This window comes from Paucihalobacter sp., from assembly GCF_036825875.1.
In the GTDB taxonomy this organism is placed as follows: Bacteria; Bacteroidota; Bacteroidia; order Flavobacteriales; family Flavobacteriaceae; genus Paucihalobacter.
The window spans coordinates 1-5,124 of the sequence record NZ_DAISXK010000078.1 but is presented as its reverse complement, the minus strand read 5'-3'; the positions used below and the strand labels follow the sequence as shown (position 1 = coordinate 5,124).

Below are 5,124 nucleotides of genomic sequence, written 5' to 3'. Positions count from 1 at the left end.
CTGTAACGAAGAAGCCTTGACTTACCGGAATATATCTTCCAGGTGTTTTTCTTGGTGTTCCTCCCATACCGACATCCGGATGGTTGACACCTTGATTGGCACTTGGTAAGCCTCCTGAAAGATTAAAAGTTGCATAACCACCTTGATATACTCTGAGTATATGCGAACCGCCACCCCAATGTTCCCAAAAGTACAGGGTTCCAGTGAGTGAATTGGTTCCCTCAGGACCATTATCGAGTATAAATTGTTCTGCATTTAAAGCGGAGGGATAAGGGTTACCCACTAAATAGTCGCTGTTAGCCGCTAGCGTAAGGTTAATATCCCCATTATTAGGTTTGCCATTAAACACATAGTTTTGGTCATCCACCACAGCACCCGTGCCTGGACCTTTCATAGTGAAGCCTTCACCAGTTAAAATACTACCTGTACTGCGCACATGCTGCCAGGCTGAGTATTGTCCTGAGGCTTGATTGGCAAATTTCCAAATCCAATAATCGGCAATGCCAACCGGCGAGGTGTTAGTGCCGTTAAAGCCCGCAGAAATAAAAGTAATTGGGTTATTCCCATCTTGCAATATGGTAGGCAAAGTATAGCTATTGTTATTTGTAGTTATATTCCTTAAGCCAACTGGTGAGGACCAGTAATTATAGGTAAATTTATCAGCTGTACCTTGTTGGTCACGTTCTAATCTACCTGAACTGGTAACATCAAAATCACTGTCTAAAGTCTGAATAAGTTGAGATTCACCTTCAAGGTCAATCGTACCATCAAGTTTTAAGTAGTGAGAAATGGTTAAACCGTTTCCTTCGTTTGCAGCATTGTTGCCGTTCGCTGTTAAAGTATTTGATTCTACTTCTAAACTCAGTAAACTTCTATTATCATTTTTATTGGCTGGCAGTCCAGAGTTATCGAGCGTTAAATTGTGGTTGGTTCTTACAATATTCCAATCAACAGTTTCCATTGGGTCAACAATTGAAGTCGAACCTGGAATATACTGAACATCTCCATTCACCCAAGAATTGTTGTTATTCCAGTCACCATTAGACCCCGAAATATAGGGAAGTGGAGCCGTTTGTCGGTCTACAGTTCTTAAGTTTCTCAAGGCACCTTGTCTGCTATTTCCAGATTCATCCTTTGTATTGGTGTAGGTGTATGTGGACATGGGATAGTACCCTTCTAATTTATTCCATGAAATGGTTGAAATTTCATTTTTGGTTGGTATTATGCCACGACTATTGAAATAAGAACCATTCACGAATCCGGTATTTTCCTCTATTTCCTGATTCATTATAAATCGCAATTGTGCTGGTGTTAATGCTGTACTCCAAATTCGCACTTCATCTATATTACCAGAGAAAAGATCTGTAGGAGTAAGCTTACCTGCGGCACCAATATAGAAGGATTCATTGGTTGCTGAAGGTGCTGATAAGGTTGCCTGCTTATCCAAAAAGCCATCAATATACAAACTTGTAGTACCACCGTTATAAATAACAGCCACCTGGTGCCATTGATTTAATGGAATTAATGTATTTGATGTTAAGGTTTGAGTTGTACCGTTTTTCCATGAAATTTCGACTTGTCCTGAGCTATTTATTCTAAAATCATATCCTTGAATGAAAGCGGCATCTCTTTTAGAAAGTATTGATTTGTTTTCAGAACCTGCTTCTCTTTTAATCCAAGCCGAAATGGTGAATTCGGGTAAATTCAAATTAAATTGATCTTCCATATCAACGTAATCTGTTGTGCCATTAAAGTATATTGATCTTTCATAAACTACTTCAGGAGCCCAACCAAAGGTGACGTATTTGGTATTATCAAAATCATATTTTGTTTTAAGTATTGCTTCACCGATTTCATTAATGTCTTCTGTCATTACTCTATAATCGGCAGTAGGATCGAAGTTTGGTGTACTGGAAATAAACATCAGGTATCGACCGTTTGGTGGTGTTGCTGTTCTAATGGCACTTTTTAGTATGGCGACTTCAACTTCTGGAAAATCACCTCCAATTTCAACTACCTTCCAAGTTCTGGCAATTCCCTTGAACTGAACTGGAGATCCTCCAGGAATAAAAGGTGTAATGGCGCTACTCATATCTACCACTACTTCTGACGCAGCGTCATTGAGATTTTTTCCATCATTACCCCAAATTAAAAATTGTTTATTCTGGATAGTATTTGGATTATCGAAATTAGTTTCGAATATTTCACCAAGTCCTATTGTAAGAATACCTTGGGTTTTTCCAATAGCATCTTGTGCCTTGTTGACGCTTCTTGATTGTTTTTGGTATAGTTTGGAAGCATCATCTCTTCCAATTCCAGTAATATCAAAGTTGTAACCCGTATTGTTTATTTGGTTCCAAATAATGTTGCCATCGCTATCAACATAATGTTGCGATTCACCGTTTACACCTAATGTAATACCGAATTTAATTGCTAAATAAGATTGAATTCGATTGCGTTCTCTAGTATCATCATTATCATTGTTGGTGGCTTTATAGGTTATCAATTCAGCAATTCTACCTTTAAAACTACCATTCCAATACTGACTTCTTCCAATCCAATACCTAGTATTTTTAATTTCTGTAAATGCATTGGGGTCAGAGGTTATATTGCCAATATTGTTTGAGTTCAAATAAATTTCAATACCATTATTGGCGTCATTGTGTCGTGTGTTTATGATTCCTATTTGGTTGTAATCAAGATTTTCGGTAGCCGCTCTGCCGTACCCATTATTTAATCCGTTCGTAGTCCCGATACAATATGAAAATTTTTCTCCATTAAATCTGGCCGTATAGTTGCCATAACCAAAACCTGTGACATCTTCGGCCTGCGTATTTCCTAACGGGTTTGTGCTGCAAAATGTGTCAAGAGGGATCATTGTTGGTGTAATGTCAACCTCTGGCATCAAAACCATAAAAATATCATTGCTATTAAATCCGCCAGTGCCTTTGAGCTCATCTCGGCTGCCATCGTTAATAATGTAGGTCATATCGCTACTGGCAGAATTATTATTGTTGAAAAACTCTACAACAGGATTAAAATTGAAATTTCTATTGGGGTTGTGTTGATAAACTGGTGCCTGGCCACTTACAACTGTTTCTGCGTTATTACCTCTGCCATTATCTATCCATTTATTTACAGGGGAATTATCTAAACCAACAGATACGCCATTTATAGCATCTGCTTTCAACCAAAGATCAAGATTTGAAGCAACACCTCCGGGTGCATTAGTTGGACTTTTATAAGTAACACCTGTAATACTGATGTCATCTATAAAAATTTGGTCGTTAGCATCGCTAGCTAAACATCTTACTCTAAATCTTGCCTGATTGTTTTGAGGGAAATCAAAATTTTCTTTTAATAAAGTAATAGTTTTACTATAAAAAATCGGATTGACAGAGTTGTTACGTTGAAAATCAGCGTTTTTATTGGCGATATTGTTACTAATGAAAGTACCTGCAATTACCCAACTGCTGCCATTATCATTACTGTATTCTACGACAAATCGTTTGTTAGCATCAACATTTCTTGCTGAAAAAAAGAATTTTAAGTCTATTTTGTCATAAATTCCCGGTGCAAACAGCGGAGAACAAAATGAGGACGTAACGCCAGAATTGGCACTAATTCGCAAACTGTGATTGGCTGAATACGACCAATTGCCATCGTTTACTCTATTGGCAAACTCACCACCCGAGGACCAGCCATTAGTGCCGGTCTCGAAGTTTTCAAAATAAGGAAGTGTGATGGTTTGATTATCGCAAATTAATGCTCCAGTGCCCTGAATACTGAAAGCGTATGGATTATTGTTAGTATCATTATTCGCTATTTGAACCGTTGCAGTTTTTATGCCAATGGTTGTAGGATTGAATGAGATTTGAAATGTAGTTGTGTTATTGGGCTGAATTGTTGCAACCGGAATTTGGGTAATAGTAAAATCTTGCGAATTCGCACCAATTATTTCAACATATGGCGCAGCGCCAGTTAGAATTAAATCTTCTCCGCCCGTATTTCTAATAACAAATATTTGGTTTGAACTACTATTATTAATGTCTGCTACGCCAAAGTCAGTGCCATCATTCAATGCTGGCGTAGTATCCCCATTATTAATATTGATTCCATTACCTCTTATAGTCATTTGCGGCTGTTGTGTTTCAACTCGTCCCTGAATATTGAAAGTATAAGATCTTTTACTCGCTTCAACACTATTATTGTTAATAGTTACAAGTGCTGTTCTAAGTCCTGTACCTGAAGGCGCGAAAGTGATTGTGAAATTTTCCGAGTTACCACGGCGAATGTCATTTATAGTGCTATTTATAATAAAATCTGCTGCATGGGCTCCTGTAATAGTGATGTTATTTATAATTAATACATTATTGTTCGGGTTACCCCCATTAAAGGTGTTTTCAATTGTAAAGGTATTTACTTGGTTATCTCCTAAGTTGAGACTTCCAAAGTCTGTTCCATTGTTTTGAGCTGGTGTTTGAGGTCCAGGTGTGCTGTCTTCAATTAAAATAGCGTTACCATTAACGCGTATGTTCTGGTTTTGGCTAAAGCCATAAAAACTCACAAGAATAATGAGCATTTTTAAAACTGTTGGTGTAATTGTTTTCATAAGCGGTCAAATAAGAGAGATGGGACTCTCGGTTTAATGGGTTAATTTGAGGGAGTAAATGCTTATGGATTAATTAGTAGCGTCTAATTTTAACTAAAAAAATTCATATATCTTACAGTGACTTTTAAACCTTACATCACATATACGTAATTTTATAAAGACTGGTTTTGAAATTTTAAAGTTTTTTAATGATAAAAGATCAACTGTTTGTAGTTAACCCAAAAAAATAAAAGTTTACTTAATGATTTTAAATAAAGAAGAATTATTAAATATGAGTTACTAAACAATGGTTTTATTCCAAAAAAAAAGTCCCGCAATTTGCGGGACTTTTTGAACAGTTAAGTTTTTTGCAATTATTTTACGATGACTTTTTTAGACACCAAACCGTTTACAGTATTTATTTTGATAATGTAAGTTCCTGTACTTAAATTTTTAACCGGGTATTCAGAATAACTACTGTTTGAAATATTTTTAATGTTGGTTATAGATTGACCAAGTATGTTTAATAATTC

At 36.5% G+C, this 5,124-nt stretch carries 2 protein-coding genes; both read right to left on the bottom strand.

Annotation, left to right across the window (positions count from 1 at the left end; genetic code table 11):
• Positions 1-4,612 (bottom strand): choice-of-anchor D domain-containing protein (locus tag V7Z48_RS13350; RefSeq protein ID WP_334114112.1); only part of this gene is annotated, 4,612 nt, incomplete at its 3' end.
• A 353-nt stretch (positions 4,613-4,965) separates the two neighbouring features.
• Entirely contained in the window at positions 4,966-5,112 is a 147-nt protein-coding gene (locus tag V7Z48_RS13590) for a T9SS type A sorting domain-containing protein (protein WP_442954718.1), read from the bottom strand.
• Positions 5,113-5,124 lie beyond the last annotated feature (12 nt).